An 18,815-nucleotide genomic window follows, 5' to 3' on the forward strand; every position below is an offset into this window, starting at 1 on the left:
ATTGCCCTTGATGTGTTTCTCGATAGCCAATGCCATCCTCCTCGATGTGCAGGGTATCGATAGTTTTAATATCCAATCGTCGGCAACCTTTGTGTGCGAGTCTTTGAAAAAGTGGCTGTTGTGCTGTTTCAACCGGTTTTCCAAGTCCATCGTTTGGCCAATGTAGTAGCTACCTGTTGATGGGGAGTAGAGTATGTAGACAAAATGGGTCTCCATAGGCTGAAAATGAAAAAAGGCAACATCTCTGCTGCCCTTTTGAGCCCCCTGCCGGGATCGAACCAGCGACCTACTGATTACAAGTCAGTTGCTCTACCAGCTGAGCTAAGGAGGCTTAACCTATTTTGATTTCGAAAACCTTTGTCTTTCCCGAAAACGTGGTGCAAATATAGATGGATAGAATATTTGCGCAAAAAGTTTTTGAAAAAAATAAGGAGACAATCGCTATCTCCTTATTTGTGAACAAATTAAAATTCCCGAATGATAGACAATTTCTTCTTCAATTTGTCTACTTCGCTTTCCGCCTTCTGAATTTTTTCCTCAAATTGATTCCTAAGCTTATCCGCGGTCCGCGATGCAGCAAAGAATTCAAGGTTGTTTCTCCAAAGCGTGATGTTATTTTCAAGATCAGCAATCTGCTTTCTGATGCCATGCTCTTTCTTGTTGAGTACCCGATTGCTGTTTGGATCGGCTTGGAGTTTGTTGAGATTCAGCCTGAATAGGAAATCCTCCTTCTCCGCTCCGCTGATGCCTAGTTGCTTGACATAAGCATCGACTGCCTCGTTGAAACGGGACATGATTTCCTTCATGTTTTTTCTCGGGACAAATCCGATTGCATTGTATTGATTGATGAAGGATTCCAACGCAGCAGCGGATAGTCCGGTACCTTTGGCAGCTTCGATAATCTGCTGAATCACTCCCTCTTTTTCCTTGAGGTTGTTATCAAATTCCTTGTTCACCTGTTTGGTCGAGTTCCTCCTGTTTTCGAAGAAGGTATCGCAGGCCGTCTTAAATCGCGTGAACAACTCGTCACGAACCTTTTCAGGAGTCGGACCGATCTTTTTCCATTCCTGTTGCAGCGCAATCATCTGATTGGCGGTATTGTTCCAATCCGTTTCGTTCATCAGTGATTCGGCCTTTTGGATAAGCTCTTCTGCAAGGTTTTTGTTCTTGGTCCTGATTTCATCCAATTCCTTGAAGAACAGATTCTTGTGGTGGAAGAACTGCTTGAATAGACCCCAGAAATGCTTGTTGATATCTTTGCCGTTTTCACGAGGAACCGCACCAACTGTCTCCCATTCTTTCTGGATTGCAAGTATATCCTTGGTTTTATTGTTCCATTCCTTGATTTTGGAGGATTGGTAGTCCCGGAATTCCTCCAACTTCTTGATCAAAGCTTCCTTCTTCAGCAGATTTTCCTTGAGGACTTCTTTCTGTCCCTCGTAAAACTCTTTTCTACGGGCATACACCGCATCCGAGGCTGTTTTGAACCTGGTCCAAAGTGTTTCCTGTTCATCCCGAGGTACTGGACCGACATGCTTAAACTCTTCATGGAGATCATTCAACTGCCGGATTGCCTCCTTCAGGTCTGGGAGTTGAACCAAGGCCTCTGCCTTTTCGCAGATTTCGGTTTTATGTTCGAGATTCTTTTTCCTGTCTAGTTCCTTCAGCTCAAAATAAATGCTCCGGTTGTCGTAAAAACGATCCATCAGGGCATTGTAGGAAGCCCAAAGGTTTTTGTTTTGGGCGGCGGGCACAGGTCCGATCTTTTTCCACTCGTCCTGGATTTGCTTGATGGTATTGATGCTGTGGGTCGTCTCCTCTCCGTCCACCAATTCCCTCAGCCTATCAAGAATCGCGTTTTTGGCGATGAAGTTTCTTTCCTTCTGCTTTTCCTGCTCTCGGAGAAAATCCGATTTCTTCTCCCTAAATTCATTCAGTCCTGCCAAAAGAGAGCGATCGACATCCGCAAGGCGGTAATCAAAATCATCCGCAGCACCGCCATTCTTTACAAAAACTTCCAAGGCCTCCTCTTTTTCCTTTTGGAGGACTTCGTCAAAATGGGACTTGATTTGGTTGATTTGGCTTTCGATCTGAAGTATTTTGCCCGAAGAAACCAATTCCTTCAAGGCATGAAGCAATTGATCTTTTGAAAAATTAGAATAATCTACCTCTTCTTCGACTTCATGTTCCTGTTCGGGATGATCGATTTCCGCTGTCGGCTCAATCTCTGTTGCTTTACCTTCCACCTGTAAAATCTCTTCACTGGTTTGGGTCACCTTGTCTTCGTCAGACATTTCTTTTTCTGTGCTCATAATGTAAAACTGATACTTTTTGGCAGGGTCACTGAAACAAAAGTAACAAATTTGGATCAATTTAATCTTGGGTCAATCGGATAATTTGCCATTTGCTGGTATTCTCCACCCATGTTCTTGAGAATGACTCGCCACATTTCTTCCGCAGAATCGTCGAAAATCTCCGCGTAATCCGCAGAGGTACAGACGATCCAAGTATCTTCTTCGAGTTCGTTGTCCAATTGACCAGCTGCCCATCCGGAGTATCCGATGAAGAATTTCACCTGATCCGATAACATTTCACCCTGCTTGAGCCTCTCCAGGAGGACTTCAAAATCACCACCCCACCACAACTCTTCCGCCAAAGAGATGCTTCCTGGAAGGGGGTTGGAATCGTGATAGATGAAATGGAGTGTATTTTGTTCGACAGGACCACCCACGTATACGACTGCATCCAAAAAATCAGCACCGTCCAACAAATCGCTTAGCTTTAGTATCGACTGCTTGTTTAAAACCAATCCAAAGGAGCCATTCTCGTTGTTTTCACAAACTAGGATTACCGAGCGGACAAAATTTTCATCCTGCAAAAAGGGCTCAGATATCAGCAGGTCACCGGATTTCGGTGGATTGGCCGCATTGTTCTTCATAAAAAATCTCGTCTTGATGCTGCGCTTAAGTTAAATCTAAATTTTAAAAATGCAATAAGAGTAATAATTTTAAGGAAAATTACCCCGATGAAGCTAGCTGACATTAGAATCGATTACTCCTTAAAGACACTTGACGAGCATGAAGTCCTGACAGACCCCTTGGAACAATTCAGGGTATGGATTGACGAAGCGCACCATGCAAAACTCAACGAATGGAACGCAATGACGCTGTCGACTGTCCGTGCAGATGGACGGCCAAATGGTCGAATCGTACTTCTCAAGGATGTGGACCAGGGGTTGGTATTTTTTACAAATTACGAGAGTGCCAAGGGAAATGAGCTCCGTGAACATCCATTTGCCGCTGCCACGTTTTTTTGGCCCGAGTTGGAGCGCCAGGTTCGTTTCATTGGAAAGGTGGAAAAAGTCTCGGATGATGATTCCGATGCCTATTTTGTGTCTAGGCCATACTCCAGTCAGATCGGTGCTTGGGCTTCCCCCCAAAGCAAGGCCATACCAAGTCGTGAATATTTGGAGGAAAATGAGCGCACATTCCGGGATAAATTCGAGCATGAGACCCTCAAGCGCCCGTCGCATTGGGGAGGGTTTAGGATTGTTCCGGAGGAAGTGGAATTTTGGCAAGGTAGGCCCAGTCGTCTCCACGACCGGATATTCTATTCTCGCGTCGGGGCAAACTGGAAAATCGAGCGTCTTGCGCCTTGAGTCTACACGAGATCAAAAAGATCCGAGACACCGATCATCCGCTCTACTGTGAATCCCTCACCATACTTTACCATGATGCTGTGGCCCAATTCCTTTCCGCGGGCATCGATGAAGTCTAGAAACTCGGGCGAAGAAATGAAGCTGGCCGGTTCAGTGCTTTTTGGATCGTGAAACTGAGAACGGAATGCTTTGATACTTGCCACTTTTATTTCCCAAAACTCACTCACATCCACCACAAAATCTGGTTTGATGTAATTGTTTTGGATGTAGTGGTACACAAATTTGGGCCTCCATGGTTCTTGTTCCACCCCATCGACTTCAGTCACAATCTTCCTCAAACCGCTCATAAAGCACGCGTGAGAGGCCAAAGATCCTGCCTTTCCATGGTCAGGGTGTCGGTCAGTCACGGCATTTGCGAGGACGATTTCAGGTTTGTATTTTCTGATAGCTTTGATTACCTCCAACTGGTGTGCTTCATCATCCTTAAAATAGATATCCTTTAGGCCTAGATTTTCCCGAACAGACAAACCAAGGATCTCTGCGGCTGCATCCGCCTCCTCGAGGCGCAACTCCGGCGTGCCGCGTGTTCCCATTTCCCCTTGGGTGAAATCCACGATGCCAACCGAATAGCCTGCTGCAATATGCTTGGCGACTGTTCCCGAGCAAGCTAGTTCGGCGTCATCAGGATGCGCAGCCAACACGAGTATATCTAATTTTGGATAGGCCATATTGATTTAGGTTTTTATGTTCGGAAAAAGCGTTACTTAATCCTCAGCCGCCTCCCGACACGCAGTACCGTACTTGTCGAAATATTGTTGAGACGTGTAATCGTACTGACCCGGACGCCATAGCGTCGTGCTATGCTGCTTAGGGTCTCGCCGCTTCTTACCCTGTGGTATATTGCCTCCTGGGTTTTGATCACATGGTCAAAACTGGAAGAAGTAATCGAATACAGTTGGGATTTAATCTGCCCGATGTTGAAATCAAAAATCTCCGTCGGGTTGATAGAAAGGCCCTGGTACCGTATTTCATAATGAAGGTGTGGCCCGGTACTTCTACCCGTATTTCCCCCCATAGCTATCTGTTCGCCCGCTTTCACCTCCTGTCCAATCTCGACTAGGAATTTGGACAAGTGCCCGTATAAGGTCTCAAGTCCATTTTTGTGCCTTATGACAAGGTAATAACCATAACCGTTCCTGTCATATGACCTGATTCGCACGATTCCATCGAAAGTACTGTAGACGGGATCTCCTACATTGAGCTTGAGGTCGGTACCATGGTGCCAGCGATAGCGCCTGAATCCAAACTCCGAAGTAATTCTGGTCTCATCCAAGGGCAGTTTCCAATCTGTACCAAACAAAGGATCAAAAAGTTTGATACTTACCGTATCCTTGAATTCCTTGGGATTGAAGTCGTAAATATTGATCTTTTTACTGTCCCAAGACGAAAAATACTCAAAGGCGGTAACCCAGATACTATCAATCAGAACCTGTTCGGATACCTCTACGAGTTGATTAGTGGGCGCCCAAATCAAGGAAATTGTATCCTCCGAAACGATACTCAATCGTTTTCGAATATCTATGTGGTTTCTGAACAGGATCGAATCGGTCTCTTTGGTGAGCTCTTGCAAGTATTTCTGTGGGTCATACAGGCGCAAGTCACGCGTAAGCGGATTTGTACGCGGTGCCTCCTTTTGGGCTTTTGGCTTTTTGATGATCTTCGGAAAATTTTGGGCATGGGAAATGGCAGTTCCCATGCCCAAAAAGACCACCATAAATATCAAAATCCCTTTTAGCCTCATTTCAACGAATTATGCCATTTCTTTGGCGGCCATATACCTTTCTGCATCAAGGGCGGCCATACAACCTGTTCCTGCCGCCGTCACGGCTTGTCTGTAGACATGGTCTTGCGCATCTCCGCATACAAAAACCCCTTCGACATTGGTACGCGTGCTGCCGGGAACGGTTTTGATGTATCCGTTTTCGTCCATGTCAATAATTCCTTTGAAAATATCGGTATTTGGCTGATGTCCAATAGCCACGAAAAACCCTGATACTTTGATCTCTTTGGTTTCGTGCGTTACGTTGTTATACAAACGTGCGCCTGTGACTTCTTCATCTCCAAGGATTTCCTCGGTTTCGGAATTCCAAAGAATCTCAATCTTTGGATTACTCATCACCCGTTTTTGCATAATCTGAGAGGCTCTCATCTCATCCCTTCGGACGATCATGTACACCTTATTGCAAATGTTTGCCAAGTAGGATGCTTCTTCACAAGCAGTATCGCCTGCCCCGACGATCGCAACGTCCTGTCCACGAAAGAAAAATCCGTCGCAAACTGCGCAGGCTGAAACTCCCCTACCGTTCAATCGAGTCTCACTCTCCAATCCGAGCCATTTCGCAGAAGCGCCTGTGGAAATGATTACAGTTTCTGCTTCTATTGTGTGTTGGTCATCCACCGTCACTAGATGCGGGTGCGAGGAAAAGTCAACTGCGGTCACCAGCCCATATCTGACTTGTGTGCCGAATCGTTCCGCTTGCTTTCGAAAATCCTCCATCATCTCAGGTCCCTGAATGCCATTGGGATATCCCGGGTAATTTTCCACTTCCGTGGTGATGGTCAATTGCCCGCCTGGTTGGGGTCCCGTATAAAGCACCGGATTTAAGCCCGCTCTGGACGCATATATGGCTGCGGTGTATCCTGCAGGTCCCGACCCAATTATCAGAACCTTCACTTTCTCTCTCTCGGAAGTCATTGGATTTATTTTTGAAGTTGGCAAATTTTGTTAAAATACCTTTTACAACAAAGTTAACGGGTGTTAAAATTCCCTAATGTGCGCAAAGGTACTGGGCAATCTGTAATCAGTCAGGACGTTACATTTTTTCCAACTTGGGGAATAAAAAAAGGGGTTTGATCACCCCTTCTTTGATTCTAATTCACAGGAATTAACTGGATTAACCAAGGTAAGGTTTTAAAGTTTTACTTCTTGAAGTATGACGTAACCTTCTGATAGCCTTCTCTTTAATTTGTCTAACCCGCTCTCTTGTCAGGTTGAATTTCTCCCCGATTTCCTCTAGGGTCATGGCATGCTCGCCGTTCAGTCCGAAGTAAAGGGTGATCACATCGGCTTCCCTTTGGGTAAGTGTAGAAAGTGCCCTTTGTACTTCTTTCCTCAAGGAATCTGTCATGAGACCGTCATCGGGCTTTTCGTCACCGTCGTTCTCCAATACGTCCAGCAAGCTGTTTTCTTCGCCCTGAACAAAAGGTGCATCCATGGATACATGGCGTCCGGAGATCTTCATGGTATCGACCACCTCGCCGGCAGTTACTTCGAGCACCTCTGCCAATTCCTCTGGAGATGGCTCCCTTTCAAACTTCTGTTCGAGTTCACTGAAAGTTTTGCTGATCTTGTTCAGCGAACCGACCCTGTTGAGCGGAAGCCTGACAATCCTGGATTGCTCAGCCAAAGCCTGCAAAATAGACTGTCTGATCCACCATACAGCATAGGAGATGAATTTAAAACCTCTGGTTTCATCAAATCTTTGTGCTGCTTTGATCAATCCGAGGTTGCCTTCGTTGATCAAATCACCCAAAGAAAGACCTTGGTTTTGGTACTGTTTGGCCACAGAGACGACAAACCTGAGGTTTGCCTTCGTAAGTTTTTCTAGGGCCAATTGATCGCCTTCACGGATTCTTTTGGCAAGAATTACCTCTTCATCGGCAGTCAACAAGTCGACTTTACCGATTTCTTGAAGGTATTTATCCAAGGACTGACTTTCCCTGTTGGTGATCTGTTTGCTAATTTTTAGCTGCCTCATTCGAGATTAACAATTTTCGTTTTTTAAACTCACTTAATAACGGAACTGCCTGATTGCAAAGTTCAAAGTAATAAATACTTTATTGAACTCAGTCTTTTTTCTCGGATTTTTCAGGTTTTGGGAGCAACACTTTCCTGGAAAGCTTGAACTTCCCAGTTTTCTTGTCCACATCGATCAGTTTGACCATGATCTCCTCCCCGGGTTCCAATACACCCTCCATATTCTCAAGTCTTTCCCACTTAATTTCGGAAATGTGCAATAATCCATCTTTTCCTGGCATGAATTCCACAAAGGCGCCAAAGGGCATGATGTTTTTGACTTTGCCTGTGTAGGTCTCCCCAATTTCAGGCTGCGCAACGATCGCCTTGATGCGTCGAATCGCTCCATCCATTGATTCTTGGTTGTTGGAGAAGATGTTGATCTTGCCCATGTTGTCTTTTTCCTCGATGACGATGGTAGCGCCAGTATCCTTTTGGATTTCCTGGATCACTTTTCCACCTGGACCGATTACCGCCCCAATGAGCTCTTTCGGAATATTCATATTGTAGGACCTTGGAGCATGCGGCTTCAAATCCGGCTTCGGCGCAGCCAAGGTTTTGGAAATCTCGGCCAAGATATGAAGGCGTCCATCTTTTGCTTGGTACAATGCTTCCTTAAGGACTGCGTAGTCCAAACCTTCGACTTTGAGGTCCATTTGGCAGGCTGTGATGCCTTTTGCGGTGCCCGTTACTTTGAAATCCATATCACCGAGGTGATCTTCATCTCCAAGAATGTCCGAAAGAATCGCATAATTCCCGGTTTTTGCATCAGAGATCATTCCCATTGCAATGCCTGTCACTGGCGCTTTGATTTGCACGCCGGCATCCATCAAGGCCAAGGAACCTGCGCAAACGGTAGCCATGGATGAAGAGCCATTGGACTCAAGAATGTCGGATACAACACGAATTGTGTATGGATTTTCCTCTTCTGGAGGAAGTACCTTCTTAAGTGCCCGCATCGCAAGGTTGCCGTGTCCGACTTCCCTTCTACCCGGACCTCTATTTGGTTTTACTTCACCTGTAGAGAATCCTGGGAAATTATAATGGAGGAAAAATTTACTGTAGCCAGAAATCACCGCTCCATCTATCATTTGCTCATCGAGTTTCGTGCCCAATGTACAAGTGGTGATGGATTGGGTTTCCCCTCGTGTGAATATGGATGAACCATGCGCTGAAGGGAGATAATCAACCACGGACCAAATTGGTCTGATTTCATCTGTTTTGCGACCATCCAACCTTTTCTTCTCCTGAAGAGTAAGATTTCGGGCTGCTTCTTTGTGGATTTTGGCGAAATATGGCCCAATCAGGCTAGCTTCAAAGCCATGTTCAGTACCCAAACCAGCCACAAATTCCTCTTTTATCTTCTTGATGATCACAGATCTTTCGGATTTGTTGGCGATCTGTCTACTTACGGCCTCGTAGCATTTTCCGTATAATTCGGCATGCATTTTTTCATACAAAGCAGGATCGCTTTTCTCGTGACTGTACACCCTCTTTTCGGTCTTTCCGACCGCGATTGTCAATTCTTTTTGGATCAGGCAGTGCTTCTTGATTTCTTCATGTGCAAACTGCAATGCCTCCACCATCTCATCTTCCGAGATTTCGTTTGCCTCGCCCTCGACCATCAGGATGTAATCCAATGAACCAGCGACAATAAACTCCAATGCGGATTTTTCCAATTCCGCCGGCGAAGGATTGATCTTCAGCTTGCCATTGATCTTTGCGACACGTACCTCGGAAATTGGACCGTTGAAGGGGATATCTGAAACCGCCAGAGCCGCCGAAGCAGCCAACCCTGCCAAACAATCAGGTAATACGTTGCTGTCGGAAGACATCAAAGTGATATTGACCTGGGTATCAGCATGGTAATCATCCGGAAAAATCGGGCGAATGGCACGATCTACGAGTCTGCTGATCAGGATTTCATAATCTGAAAGCCTTCCCTCTCTCTTCAAAAACCCACCCGGGATCTTGCCCGAAGCGGCAAATTTTTCTTGGTAATCCACGGAAAGTGGCAGAAAATCAACCCCCTCCATGACTTCAGTCTTCGATACGACGGTGGCCAACAACATCGCGTTGTCCATTCGTACCACAACCGAACCATCGGCTTGCTTTGCCAATGCGCCGGTTTCAATAATGATCTCCCTACCATCCTCAAGGACGATAGATTTCGAAATTACATTTGGTAACATACAGTTTTGTAAATGATAATGATGTGAATAAGATGTAAAAGTAAGGCTTAATATCAGGGGGAGGTAAAAAAGTAAGGTCCTCACATTGAGAACCTTACGTCAATCGAATTATTTTCTAATCTCCAACTCTTGGATAATTGATCTGTACCTTTCGATGTCATTCTTGACAAGATAGTCGAGAAGTCTTCTTCTCTTACCTACCAATTTCAGAAGGCCCAATCTGGATGAGTGGTCTTTTTTGTTGGTCTTCAAATGCTGGGTCAGGTGCTGGATTCTGTAAGTGAACAGGGCGATCTGCGATTCTGGTGATCCTGTGTCTTTTTCAGATTTTAACCTGCCATGATTTTTGAACAACTCCGCTTTTTTCTCTGGTGCTAAATACATGCCTAGTTAATGTTATTTGATTTAAACAGGCACAAAGGTAAGATGAAAATTTTGATTATGAAAATCATGATTGGGTTTTGGGGGATTTGCGATTGAAAAAGCCCATGATTTTTTTGAAAAATTCGGTATACGTGTCTGCTTCGAAAAGCCTTGCATCCTTTCTCGCCTGTCTCAAGAAGAATAGCCCAAAAGGCAACAGCACGATATTGGAAAACCAAGTACCGAAGATAGTACCAGTGATTGCCTCCTTGGCCCATTTTTCACCCGTAATCGTCAACATATAGTAGATGATGAAAAAGATGATTGACATCAAGACGGGCATGCCAAGACCTCCTTTTTTGATAATGGCACCAAGCGGTGCCCCGATCAAAAACATCACAAAACAAGCGAATGCGGTGGTGTATTTCTGATACCAGGCAATCTCAAATCGCCTAAACTCGCGTTCCAAATTGTCTACCTGAAGCATCTTGTTGTTCAAGTTATTCTTGATACTGCGCGCATTGTTGAGCCCCACCGTTGCACCGCGGGAGACATAATTTTCGCGGGCGATCAAAGTGTCCAGTTCTGCCTTTCTTTCCGACGAAAGTTTTCTGCCCTCCTCGGATATTTTCTTGGCTTCGACAGTCACAGAATCTGATTTGGCGGTGGAAGGCATCGGCTGTACTGCGAATGGGTCTTGGAAAGCCAAAGCCGAATCGATTCCGATAGACTGAAGCTTAATTTCCTTCTTTAATTTCTTGGACACACTGCCTGTTGCTGAGTCTGCTTTTGTATCCTTTCCTCCCTCTGTGACAGACGCCTTTGTTTGGGTTATGCTGGGCAGGGAATCCCTGTTACTGGAAGCTTGTGAACTATCCGATTTGCCAGCGATCGAATCCGCGGACAAGAGCGAGGCCAAGGAGTCAGATTTAACCGAATCCGCGGCCGTCTTTCGCATGAGTTTTGCCTTTTCAGCTCGAATTGAGTCATCTCGCTGTTTCCTTTCAGCGATATCAGAAGGTGGGGTTATTTTTCTGTTTTTAGTAAAAAATGGGTAAGAAGATTCCGTGAAAAGATAATTGTAATAGACGATCTGATTGATTTCAGAATTCATTGAATCCAAGCCAAGCTTCAATTTAGAGATATCCATAATCGATCTATTGGTAGACCAAAGATCCTCGGGTGTTCTACTCAATTGAAAAGACTCCAAGCTGAAGATCATTTGATTTTCCTGGAATTTAGTTCGGCTGAAATCCACGGGTTTTTCATTGATTCCTCGCTGTGCCCTTGACTCTTGGTATCGGATTCCATTGTATAAGGTGAGCGACATGTAGCGCTCATCCATAAACTGCTCCATCCTACCGGAGTCTGCCAGAATGATGTTGGTATTGCCTTGGCCGTCTGAATGGTCATAAATGATAATGTCCCTCAACCGTACTTCATCCATCTTTTGGTTTACCTTGATCGCGTAATTTGGGATGCCACTGTAGAAAACCCCTTCCCGAATGTCAAAGGCGGGGGATTTCATCCTAATATCATAGAGCAAGCTAAAGGTTTTGAGGTTGACTTTTGGGACCAAGTAGTTATTTGACAAAAAAGCCAGTATGGTGAGAAATACCACAAATATCCCGATAGGCTGCAGGGCTCTCACGAGTGAAATACCGCTGCTTTTGAGTGCGGTAAGCTCAAAATGCTCGCCCAAATTGCCAAAAGCCATCAATGATGACAACAGCACTGCGAGCGGCAAAGCCATGGGGGAAATACTGATCAAAAAATAGGAAATCAGCTCCATGTACACCCAAAAACTCAATCCTTTGCCAAAAATCTCGTCAAAATACTTAAGCATATTGACGGTAAGTAGGATAAAATCCACTACGAGAAAAGTCAAAAAGAAGGGTCCTATAAAAGACCCAAGAACAAGTTTATCGATTTTTTTCATGGACAGAAATCTCCCACACTGCTTTTCAACGCGTAAATCTTGCAAAAATTTGCAATTATACCACCAGAAAAATCAACCGCCTATGATTTCCTTCAATGTAGCAATCAACCCTTCCCAAATTGACTCCAACTCCTCGTCATCATAGGAATCACTATAGTCAATGACCTTCAGGAATAAGGTTTGGGTAAGTTCGTTTTCCTCTACTTTGAACTCGATATAGGAATGGTCCCTTTCGTCAATGTTTTGGGGGTCAAAGAACTCAAACTTCACATGAGCATTGGTTCTGATTGAGGCAATCCTAGCCAAGTGATCTTCACCGTCGTATTTAAATATGAAGTTTTTATCCTCATTGATTGTCACATCGTCTGCAAACCACTCGGCCAAACCACTTGCGGTACTCAGGTAGGGAAACAACATTTTCCTGGAAGTATTGATTTGGTAATCAGCGATAAACTTATTTTTAACCATTTTTTAAATTTTTTTGGGTAGTAAAATTGGCTTTTTTTGAAGTCTTATGTTTGCATTTGAGAGTCTAACCCCTCATATTTGCATTCCGATTTGGCGAGGTAGCTCAGATGGTTAGAGCGCAGGATTCATAACCCTGAGGTCAGGGGTTCAACTCCCCTCCTCGCTACGCAGAGCCCCACTTTTGGGGCTTTTTTATTTTGTAGCCAGGTAGTTTAATATCAACTTTTCCCGATTCCAAAACCGATCCTTCCGACAAAGAGCGCCGGTGGTCAGGGGTTCATCCCGCTAACGGACAATCTTAATAACTGTTTGCCCGGGAACCCTATCTTTCAAGTCTGGCCATCGAAATTCCCGAACTGGTATCGACGAGATTAGATCAGTCGAAAATCCCGCTCTTGTAATTTAGCAAAAAATCCGAAGTTGCCCTTGTCCATTCAAAAAAATGGAAATAAAAAAGCCCTGATTTCTCAGGGCTCCTTCATGTTAAATAAGGCGTGCCTTCTTATTTAACTTTTTCAACTACAGCTTTGAATGCCTCGGGATGATTCATTGCCAAATCAGCAAGAACTTTTCTGTTCAATTCGATATCGGCCTTTTTCAACAATCCCATGAATTGAGAATATGAAATACCATACTCCCTGGCGCCTGCATTGATACGCTGGATCCACAATGCCCTGAATTCTCTCTTCTTGACTTTGCGGTCCCTGTACGCATACTGCAAACCTTTTTCGTACTTGTTCTTGGCTACTGTCCAAACGTTTTTACCTCTTCCGAAGTAGCCCTTTGTTGCCTTCAATACTTTCTTTCTTCTAGCTCTTGAAGCAACTGCGTTTACTGATCTTGGCATAGTAATTTTGATTTTTTGACCCTAGGTGCCATGGTGGTCTTGATAACCTGAGCGTCTGGTGAATAAATAAACCTAAACTTAATTGTTTTTTGAGATTTGATTCGTCAAATTCTCAACATTGCTCTTACGCCCGCCTCATCTGCTGGATGAACCATGCCCATTTGAGTCAGATTTCTCTTTCTTTTAGTGGACTTCTTGGTTAGGATGTGACGCTTGTAGGCATGCTTTCTTCTGATTTTGCCGGTTCCTGTCAATTTGAACCTTTTCTTTGCACCGGATTTAGTTTTTACTTTTGGCATAGCTGTTTGTATTAGTTGAAATTATTTCTTAGCAGGTCGAGGGGCCAAGAACAAAAACATCCTTTTTCCCTCCAATTTCGGAAGTTGTTCCACCTGTGCATAATCCTCCAGTTCCTGTGCAAACTTCAACAATAGCATCTCTCCTCTTTCTTTGAAGACAATCGATCGGCCGACGAAATGAACGTAGGCCTTGACTTTTGCTCCTTCTTTCAGGAAGTTGATAGCGTGCTTCAGTTTGAAGTTAAAATCATGGTCGTCAGTATTGGGACCGAACCTGATTTCTTTTAGAACAGTCTTGGCAGCGTTGGCTTTGATTTCCTTCTGCTTTTTCTTCTGTTCGTACTTAAACTTTGCGTAATCGATGATTTTGCAAACTGGTGGGACTGCATTGGGAGAAATCTCTACAAGGTCAAGTTCGTTATCCTCCGCAAGCTTGATCGCTTGGGCCAACGGCAGAACTGCATTGCCTCCTTCTACGAAATCTCCCACGACTCTGACCTCCCTTGCCCTGATACGATCGTTGATTTTATAGGGCTCTTCTTGTCTTTGTCGATTGGTGACAGGTGGTTTTCCTTTCAAATTTTATGGCTGTTTTAATGAAATCGACTGCAAATATCTGAATTAATTTTCGATTTCAAAAAATGGATCCAAATAACTGATTTTGCCCAAACGTGGGTTCTTAAATTCCTACGACAAAATTCCCTTTATAGCCTTTCACGACATCGAAAGGATATCTTTGGTGTCCATGCTAGGGATTCCTAGAAATACAACGCCTCGTCCCCTACCTGTCGACCTACATTCGAGACAGCTTGTCCAATTTATCTGATAACCAGCAACATGGAATTGAGCCCCGAAAATTCTATAGTATCCCGTGGCGCATGGTCAAAGAAACAGGGAAATTAGGTTTGGACTTAGGTAGCAAGTTTGACGCCTACAGCACTTGGACCCTTAGGGGACTTCTCCGTAGTAAATGTCACTTTATCATTTTCCTTGATGGGATCAAGGCATTTGTTGATGTGGACAAAAATACTCTCTTGGCTTTGTTCGTCCCTGATGAAACCATAGCCCTTACTGGAGTTGAAAAATGTAACCTTACCCCTTCTGGTTTTGTCTTCAGGTTCTTGGGGAAGTGCCTTTTTGACTCCAACTGATATTGTCTCTGGGTCAATTTCGACCTTTTTACTTCTATCCGGTGGAGTGGACGTAATATTTCCAAATTCATCCACGTAGGCAATCATATCTTCGAAATCCTTTGCTTTCTCCTGATTAGCTTTCCTTGCCTCTTTCTTCTCCAGCTTTTCCTTTTTTTTCTTCAGCCTAAGCTTTTCCTTCTCGTCTTTTTCGAAGTTGTCTCTTGATTTTGCCATATGCACAAAAATACAATCAAATTTTGGGGATTTCCTACCAATACCAAACAAGAATTTTAACAACTTTTAACGGAATTAATATTTTGGGTTTCCGCTGTCTATTTTATTGTGCAACTGGTCCCGGAAATACTGCCTGAATTGGATATTCAGGTCTAATTTTGGACAAAAAACGATAGATTACCCCAAATTTCTAAGGTATGAGGGAATTCGACAGCATTGTAGATGCATATAGAAACAGCAAATCCGTGAACCAAAGGGTGGCTTTGGCGACTGTGGTGAAAGTGGACGGTTCGGCCTATCGGAGACCGGGGGCAAGGATGCTGGTGACGGAGTCAGGCGAATTGGTCGGTGCTATTTCGGGGGGGTGTTTGGAAGGTGACGCACTCAGGAAAGCGCAAACAGTGATTTTCCAACAAAAATCCATGGTGGTCACTTACGATACGACGGACGAGGATGACCAAAAATTCGGTATTGGACTGGGTTGCAACGGTATCATTCAGGTTTTGATCGAGCCCGTGGATTTCGATGACCCCAATAATCCCGTCGCACTTTTGGAAAAGACCATACAAACGAGATCCGTTTCTTGGATCGTGACCACCGTTTCACTGGAAAACCAGCGGTCGGAGCAAATTGGGACCTTCGGCATTTTTCTCGACAATGAGTTCATCGGTAAGCCTGAAATGGTATCCAAAGATCTCCTCAATTTCGTATTGGAAAAAGTAAATTATTTAAATGGAAATCAGGAACTTGCTACACAAAATCTAAGTAACACTGACGGATTTTTCACCTTTATCGAACCAATCAGGCCGGCTATACGCATACTGCTTTTTGGTGCAGGTAACGATACGATACCGGTGGCAAAAATGGCGGATTTGTTGGGCTGGCAGGTTGTTCTGTTGGATGGAAGAAAAAACCATGCGACCAAGCAAAGGTTCGGAACTGTGAACCAAATCGTTGTAGGACCTGCCGATTCGGTACTTGACGCCCTTGATTTTGATCCATTTACAGTCGCCCTGCTCATGACCCATAATTTTGACTATGAAGCGGTTATTCTTGAAAAACTCCAGTCAGAAAATCTCCCCTACATTGGCATCCTGGGTCCAAAAAAGAAATTCCAGAAGCTATTCGAACGATTGGCGGGAAAAGGTATTGCCGTGTCACAGGAAAACCTTTACGCCCCGCTCGGCCTAGATATCGGGGCGGAAGGCTCGGAGGAAATCGCGCTTTCTGTCCTGAGTGAAATCCGCACTGTCCTCAATCGAAAGAAACCCATTCATCTCAGGGAAAAGGATGGCCCAATCCATGGATAAAACTGCAATCATGCTCTTGGCTGCCGGCGGCTCCTCTAGATTGGGTCAGCCAAAGCAGTTGTTGGAGTACAAGGGAAAAACCCTACTTCAACACATGATCGATGAAGCATTGTCGACAAAAGCCGCGTCTGTGGTAGTTGTCCTTGGCGCCAACCATGAATTGATTGCGGAAAGAACCAAACTGGATGGCACCGTGGTCATCATCAATGAACAATGGCAAAGTGGCATGGCCTCAAGCATCCGGGCGGGCGTTGAAGCTTTGGCCGATGATAGGCGGTTCGACAGCGTGCTGATTACCCTTTGCGACCAACCCTATGTGGACCATTTTCTGATGAAAGAATTGGTCAAAAAGCAACAAGAAAGTGGAAGCACAATTGTCGCTTGCTCGTATGGAGATACCGTGGGCGTGCCCGCCGTTTTTTCGTGGGAAATGTTTCCTTCATTGCTCTCGCTCCAAGGACAAGAGGGAGCCAGAAAACTGATTGCTGCCAACCCTCACGTCGTAGAAAAACTAGACTTCCCGAAAGGTATCATCGACATCGATACCCCTGTAGATTATCAGGGTTTGCAGAATGAAAACAAAAACGAACCAGGTGGAGTCTGAGGGATTGAGTTGGATTTTTTTGCTCTCTGAATGACAGCCTGAAAGCCGACGGGATTTTGAAGCTGGGTTTCGGTTTCAGTCGATATCCTTGAAAAAGTCCTCTAAATCCAGTTTGAACCCGCTGATAGCCATAGATTCCACGATATCTCCGGAAGTAAGCAGGCGGGTTGTCTGATACTTTCCCTCAACCAGTGTGTAGATCAGTAGATTCTGGTTTTCGGGATGGATGATCCAGTATTCTTTCACGCCGTGGGATTCATAGAGTCTGAATTTGTGCCTGAGCTCGGTTTCGCTGTTGCCAGGAGAAAGGATTTCCACGATCAAATCCGGCGCACCGATACAACCTCTTTCGTCGAGCTTTTCTGGATCGCAAATGACACAGATGTCAGGCTGCACCACGTCATGAATCTTGCGGTCATCTTTTGATTTCCTTGGAAAACGCACGTCAAAAGGTGCTGCATATACCTGACATTTTTGACCCTTCAAGAATATACCAAGCCTAATCAAAAGTTCTCCTGATACCTTTTGATGAATTCGCTTCGGTGCAGCCGCAGCTTTTTTGAAAATCTTTCCCCTGATGAGCTCGACTACTTCATCAAACTGCCAAGTCAAATAATCAGCGTACGAATACATTCCATATTCGGCTTCGGGTTCATTGACAATATCTGGCTTTTTGGATTCCATACCTTAAATATACTGATACCAAAACACTTGAACGATACATCTTAAAAAAATCGTTGCAAAATATCAATTAAAGTCTCAAATACCCTTTAACTCACCTACCACCTGTCTCACCCAATCCAAGGCGTTTTGGACCTCCGCATCCGAAGTGTTTGTTCCAAGGGAAAAACGTACGGACGACCTACCCAAGTCAGCGGGAAGGCCCATGGCGGAAAGGACGTGTGATGGCTTTGGTGAAATACTCGTACACGCCGAACCTGAACTCACTGCGATTTTTCTGTTCAATTGTTTGAGCAATTCCTCACCTTCTACACCCTCAAAGGCTATGTTGGAGACGTGGGGCAGTCTGTTTTCGCGACTACCATTTAAATGTGTTCCAGGTATCTTTAGAAGCTCGATTTCCAATTTATCGCGCAGTACACGTAGCCTCTCCCCTTCTTTCGCCATTTCTCTCAATCTGATTTCGGCAGCTTTCCCGAAGCCTACTATTCCTGGCACATTGAGCGTGCCGCTCCGAAAACCTTTTTCATGCCCACCTCCAAGGATGATTGGAAGGGGTTTTGGCAGGGTATGATTGTGACGGATATAGAGCGCGCCAACCCCTTTTGGCCCATATATCTTGTGCGCCGAAATAGCCATCAGGTGTATTCCCTGCGTATACACGGGGATTTTACCCGCAGCTTGTACTGCATCGGTGCAAAAAATGATCCCGGCTTCCTCCGCGATCTTGGCGATTTCCGAAACCGGATGGAGGTGCCCCGTCTCATTGTTGGCCCACATCAGGCAAATCATTTTAGTATCAGGCTTAATTTGCCTTTTCAATTCATCCAAATCAATGGTACCCTCGCTATCAACATCCAGGTAGGTAACTTCTGCGCCAAGGGATTCGAGTTTTTGGAAATTGTCCAATACCGCTTTGTGTTCTGTTTTGCAGGTGATGTAGTGTTGCCTTTCATTTGAATAGTGTTCAAAGGTCCCACGTATGGCCAAATTGAGGGATTCAGTCGCCCCAGAGGTGAAAATGATTTCCTTAGGCTTGGCCCCAATCAGCCGCGCTACTTGTTCCCGCGCACGCTCTACCGCATCTTCCGCCACCCATCCGTACGCATGACTGTTGCTTGCTGCATTTCCAAAATTTTGTGAAAACCAAGGCAACATCGCTTCCAATACCTCAGGATGGCAGGGAGTTGTAGCATTGTAGTCCAGATAGATCGGGTAGTCCATGGCTTTC

At 44.9% G+C, this 18,815-nt stretch carries 20 protein-coding genes and 2 tRNA genes; 4 read left to right on the forward strand and 18 right to left on the reverse strand.

Going from position 1 to position 18,815, the window contains the following annotated elements; translation table 11 throughout:
* The 4 genes from L0U89_RS16300 to L0U89_RS16315 form a co-directional block, all read right to left on the reverse strand.
* The coding region (locus tag L0U89_RS16300) for a GIY-YIG nuclease family protein (RefSeq protein WP_234862492.1) at window positions 1-216 on the reverse strand (216 nt) is incomplete at its 3' end.
* A 42-nt stretch (window positions 217-258) separates the two neighbouring features.
* Window positions 259-331, reverse strand: a tRNA-Thr gene (locus L0U89_RS16305).
* A gap of 133 nt (window positions 332-464) precedes the next feature.
* Window positions 465-2,312, reverse strand: a complete 1,848-nt coding sequence (locus L0U89_RS16310; protein ID WP_234862493.1) for a DUF349 domain-containing protein — start codon at window positions 2,310-2,312, stop codon at window positions 465-467.
* A gap of 56 nt (window positions 2,313-2,368) precedes the next feature.
* On the reverse strand, window positions 2,369-2,938 hold the full coding sequence (locus L0U89_RS16315) for a YqgE/AlgH family protein (protein WP_008629009.1): 570 nt from the start codon (window positions 2,936-2,938) through the stop codon (window positions 2,369-2,371).
* 87 nt (window positions 2,939-3,025) lie between these two features.
* Here L0U89_RS16315 and pdxH point away from each other — a divergent pair, with 87 nt between their 5' ends.
* Window positions 3,026-3,658: a pyridoxamine 5'-phosphate oxidase gene (pdxH, locus tag L0U89_RS16320; protein WP_234862494.1), complete on the forward strand. Its 633-nt coding sequence runs from the start codon at window positions 3,026-3,028 to the stop codon at window positions 3,656-3,658.
* A gap of 2 nt (window positions 3,659-3,660) precedes the next feature.
* On the opposite strand, the gene bshB1 is transcribed toward pdxH, so the two are convergent.
* The 8 genes from bshB1 to L0U89_RS16360 form a co-directional block, all read right to left on the reverse strand.
* On the reverse strand, window positions 3,661-4,386 hold the full coding sequence (gene bshB1 / locus L0U89_RS16325) for a bacillithiol biosynthesis deacetylase BshB1 (RefSeq protein ID WP_234862495.1): 726 nt from the start codon (window positions 4,384-4,386) through the stop codon (window positions 3,661-3,663).
* Window positions 4,387-4,418: 32 nt separating this feature from the next.
* Window positions 4,419-5,459 (reverse strand): M23 family metallopeptidase, encoded by a 1,041-nt coding sequence (locus L0U89_RS16330; RefSeq protein ID WP_234862496.1) that lies wholly within the window; start codon window positions 5,457-5,459, stop codon window positions 4,419-4,421.
* A 9-nt stretch (window positions 5,460-5,468) separates the two neighbouring features.
* The gene (gene trxB / locus L0U89_RS16335; RefSeq protein WP_234862497.1) at window positions 5,469-6,413 is read right to left on the reverse strand and encodes a thioredoxin-disulfide reductase; all 945 of its coding nucleotides are present in this window, start codon (window positions 6,411-6,413) and stop codon (window positions 5,469-5,471) included.
* A gap of 199 nt (window positions 6,414-6,612) precedes the next feature.
* On the reverse strand, window positions 6,613-7,476 hold the full coding sequence (locus L0U89_RS16340; protein ID WP_008628993.1) for a sigma-70 family RNA polymerase sigma factor: 864 nt from the start codon (window positions 7,474-7,476) through the stop codon (window positions 6,613-6,615).
* 88 nt (window positions 7,477-7,564) lie between these two features.
* Window positions 7,565-9,706 carry a polyribonucleotide nucleotidyltransferase gene (gene pnp / locus L0U89_RS16345; protein WP_234862498.1) on the reverse strand — a complete coding sequence of 714 codons (2,142 nt, stop codon included), beginning with the start codon at window positions 9,704-9,706 and terminating at the stop codon, window positions 7,565-7,567.
* 108 nt (window positions 9,707-9,814) lie between these two features.
* The gene (rpsO, locus tag L0U89_RS16350; RefSeq protein ID WP_008628991.1) at window positions 9,815-10,090 is read right to left on the reverse strand and encodes a 30S ribosomal protein S15; all 276 of its coding nucleotides are present in this window, start codon (window positions 10,088-10,090) and stop codon (window positions 9,815-9,817) included.
* Window positions 10,091-10,154: 64 nt separating this feature from the next.
* On the reverse strand, window positions 10,155-12,008 hold the full coding sequence (locus L0U89_RS16355; protein WP_234862499.1) for an LptF/LptG family permease: 1,854 nt from the start codon (window positions 12,006-12,008) through the stop codon (window positions 10,155-10,157).
* Window positions 12,009-12,080: 72 nt separating this feature from the next.
* Complete coding sequence (locus L0U89_RS16360; protein WP_008628987.1) at window positions 12,081-12,476, reverse strand: START-like domain-containing protein; 396 nt, start codon at window positions 12,474-12,476, stop codon at window positions 12,081-12,083.
* Between the two features lie 92 nt (window positions 12,477-12,568).
* Between L0U89_RS16360 and L0U89_RS16365 the strand changes: the two genes are divergently transcribed.
* A tRNA-Met gene (locus tag L0U89_RS16365) sits at window positions 12,569-12,642 on the forward strand.
* Between the two features lie 336 nt (window positions 12,643-12,978).
* On the opposite strand, the gene rplT is transcribed toward L0U89_RS16365, so the two are convergent.
* From rplT to L0U89_RS16385, 4 genes are all read right to left on the reverse strand, one after another.
* On the reverse strand, window positions 12,979-13,323 hold the full coding sequence (gene rplT / locus L0U89_RS16370; protein WP_008628985.1) for a 50S ribosomal protein L20: 345 nt from the start codon (window positions 13,321-13,323) through the stop codon (window positions 12,979-12,981).
* A 104-nt stretch (window positions 13,324-13,427) separates the two neighbouring features.
* A complete protein-coding gene (gene rpmI, locus L0U89_RS16375; protein ID WP_008628983.1) occupies window positions 13,428-13,622 on the reverse strand; it encodes a 50S ribosomal protein L35 in 195 nt (64 codons plus the stop codon).
* Window positions 13,623-13,643: 21 nt separating this feature from the next.
* Entirely contained in the window at window positions 13,644-14,201 is a 558-nt protein-coding gene (gene infC / locus L0U89_RS16380) for a translation initiation factor IF-3 (protein WP_234862500.1), read from the reverse strand.
* Between the two features lie 332 nt (window positions 14,202-14,533).
* Complete coding sequence (locus L0U89_RS16385; RefSeq protein WP_040480702.1) at window positions 14,534-14,989, reverse strand: cold-shock protein; 456 nt, start codon at window positions 14,987-14,989, stop codon at window positions 14,534-14,536.
* A 197-nt stretch (window positions 14,990-15,186) separates the two neighbouring features.
* On the opposite strand from L0U89_RS16385, the gene L0U89_RS16390 reads away from it, so the two are divergent.
* Together L0U89_RS16390 and L0U89_RS16395 are read left to right on the forward strand one after the other, a co-directional pair.
* Window positions 15,187-16,299 carry an XdhC family protein gene (locus tag L0U89_RS16390; RefSeq protein ID WP_234862501.1) on the forward strand — a complete coding sequence of 371 codons (1,113 nt, stop codon included), beginning with the start codon at window positions 15,187-15,189 and terminating at the stop codon, window positions 16,297-16,299.
* A complete protein-coding gene (locus L0U89_RS16395) occupies window positions 16,292-16,903 on the forward strand; it encodes a nucleotidyltransferase family protein (protein ID WP_234862502.1) in 612 nt (203 codons plus the stop codon). Before L0U89_RS16390 ends, L0U89_RS16395 begins: the two co-directional genes overlap by 8 nt.
* Window positions 16,904-16,978: 75 nt before the next feature.
* Here L0U89_RS16395 and L0U89_RS16400 read toward each other — a convergent pair whose 3' ends face one another.
* Entirely contained in the window at window positions 16,979-17,587 is a 609-nt protein-coding gene (locus tag L0U89_RS16400; RefSeq protein ID WP_234862503.1) for a Uma2 family endonuclease, read from the reverse strand.
* 75 nt (window positions 17,588-17,662) lie between these two features.
* The gene (locus L0U89_RS16405) at window positions 17,663-18,808 is read right to left on the reverse strand and encodes a cysteine desulfurase family protein (RefSeq protein ID WP_234862504.1); all 1,146 of its coding nucleotides are present in this window, start codon (window positions 18,806-18,808) and stop codon (window positions 17,663-17,665) included.
* Between the last annotated feature and the right edge of the window lie 7 nt (window positions 18,809-18,815).

The organism is Mariniradius sediminis (genome assembly GCF_021491425.1).
In the GTDB taxonomy this organism is placed as follows: Bacteria; Bacteroidota; Bacteroidia; order Cytophagales; family Cyclobacteriaceae; genus Mariniradius; species Mariniradius saccharolyticus.